Source organism: Hydrogenophaga sp. (assembly GCF_011772445.1).
Classification (GTDB): domain Bacteria; phylum Pseudomonadota; class Gammaproteobacteria; order Burkholderiales; family Burkholderiaceae_C; genus Hydrogenophaga.
In genome coordinates this window covers 1-2452 of the sequence record NZ_WVZN01000037.1, presented here as the reverse complement: position 1 = coordinate 2452, position 2452 = coordinate 1, and the positions used below count along the sequence as shown (strand labels likewise).

Below are 2452 nucleotides of genomic sequence, written 5' to 3'. Positions count from 1 at the left end.
CCCCAACACCCTCCAGAAACGCCTGGGCGATGGCTTCCTCGAACAGCGCCTCGTGCGCGAGCAGATCGCCCAGCTCACCGGCCAGCGCTTCCTGGGCGACCACACGGACGACGACGCCCAGTACCTGGCCCTGCTGCAGGCCGGCGCCACCTTCGCCCAGGCCCACCCACTCAGGCCGGGCATCACCCTCACGGCCGAGCAGGTGGCCGCCCTCACCAGCGACATCGTCTGGCTTGAGGCAAAGGAAGTGACCCTGCCCGACGGACGAACCGTGACCGCGCTCGTGCCCCGCGTCTACCTGATGCCCAGAGAAGGCGACCTGGCGCCCAACGGGGCCCTGCTCGCCGGCCGGCAAGTCCACCTCGACCTCAGCGGCGACTTCCTCAACAGCGGCAGCGTCGCCGGGCGAGAGCTGGTGCTCATCGATGCCAACGGCATCCGCAGCAGCGGGCGCATCGCCAGCCAGGGCGCCACCGCGCTGCGGGCGCAGCAAGACATCGAGCTCGATGGCGGGGACGTCAGCGCCAAAGACCTGCTCATGCTCGACGCCGCACGCGACCTCAAGGTCGCCAGCACCAGCGCCCGGAGCACCGACGGCCAGGCCGAGGTGCTCGACCGGGTCGCCCGCCTGTACGTGAGCGAGGACGCCGGCGTACTGATCGCCCGCGCCGGGCAGGACATCGAACTGCAGGCCGCGCTCGCCCAGGCCGGCGTGGTCGACATGCACGCCGGGCGCGACCTGCGCCTGACCACCCTGACCACCCGCGAGGCCCTGGACACCACCAGAGACGAGAAGAACTTCGGCCGAGTGCAGCGCAGCGCCGAGGTGGGCTCGGCGATCGGCGGCAATAACGTGAACCTCTCGGCCGGCCGCGACGTGCAGATGCGCGCCGCGCAGGTGCAGGCCAACGAAGACCTGAACCTCCACGCCGGCCGGAACCTCGACATCACCGCCGGTGAGGCGAGCCACCAGGTCGAACACGGTCTCTACGCCAAGAGCAGCGGCCTGCTCGGCTCCTCCAGCACAGAGACCCGAACCCTGGACAGCCACACCCGCGCCCAGGGCAGCTCGCTCGGCGGGCGCCACGTGAGCCTGAGCGCCGACGGCGACATCACCTTCAAGGGCTCCCACGCCATCGCCGACGAAGACCTGAATGTCAACGCGGGCGGCGACGTGCGCGTGCTCAGTGCACGCACCGAACACCGCCAGGAGCGCTTCCGCGAAGAGAAGACCAGCGGCCTGTACGGCAGCGGTGCGGGCATCACATTGGGCAGCCAGCAGCACAGCAGCGAGCAGGAATCCTCGGGCACCGGCGCGGCGGGCAGCACCCTGGGCGCGTTGAAGGGCGACGTGACCATCCGCGCCGGCCAGACCTACGAGCAGGTGGGCTCCGACGTGCTCGCCCCCGAAGGCGACATCGATGTCCGTGCCAAGAACATCCGCGTCACCGAAGCCCGCACCAGCGAACAGCGCTGGCAGGAAGAGAAGATGCGCCAGAGCGGCTTCACCGTGGGCCTGAGCGGTGGGGCCGTGCAGGCCATGCAGGCCTTTGCTGAGACGGTCGAGGCCATCGGCCACACCGACGACAAGCGCATGCAAGCCCTGGGCGCGGCCACGGCGGGCTTGCAGGTCAAGCAGGGCCTGGATGCGGTGGCCAAGGCCCAGGCCCAGGGCGACGCCAGCGGCGGCATGGCCATCAACTTCAGCATCGGCAGCTCCAGCAGCCGCAGCACCAGTGAGGCGAGCTCGGACAGCGCCCAGGGCAGCCGGGTGCTCGCCGGTGGCGACATCGTCTTCATCGCCGAAGGCGCGGACAAGAACGCCGGAGAACGCAGCAACATCCTCGTGCGCGGCAGCGAGCTCACGGCAGGGCGAGAAGCCCGCCTCAAGGCCGAGGGCAAGGTAGACCTGCGCGCCGCCGAGAACACCACGAAGGAGAAGACCGAAAGCGAGAACCACGCGGCCAGCTTTGGCGTGGGCATGCAGATCGGTGGCAGCGGCGCCGGTGTGGGCTTCACCGTCAGCGCGAGTTCGGGCAAGGGCAATGCAGAGGGCGAGTCGCTCACGCACACCAACACCCACATCCGCGCGGGCGAGCGCGTGAGCATCGAATCCGGTGACGACACCGTCCTGGCCGGCGCCGTGGTCAGCGCCGAGCGGGTGGAGGCCGACATCGGTGGCAATCTGCGCATCGAGAGCCTGCAGGACCGCGCCACGTACACAGAGCGCAGCAAGCAGAGCAGCGCCAGCGCCACCTTCGGCGCCGGCGCGGGCGGCTCCTTCAGCGCCAGCAAGACCGACATCGAAAGCGAATACGCCAGCGTCGGCGAACAAAGCGGCATCCGCGCGGGCGACGGTGGCTTCGACGTCAAGGTCAAGGGCAAGACGGTGCTCAAGGGCGGGGCGATCACCAGCACGCAGCTGGCCGTGGACGAGCAGCGCAATGACTTC

General features: G+C 69.8%; 1 protein-coding gene. It reads left to right on the top strand.

Going from position 1 to position 2452, the window contains the following annotated elements:
- Positions 1 to 2452: hemagglutinin repeat-containing protein (locus GTO19_RS15405; RefSeq protein WP_291025194.1), on the top strand; the 2452-nt coding region annotated here is incomplete at both ends.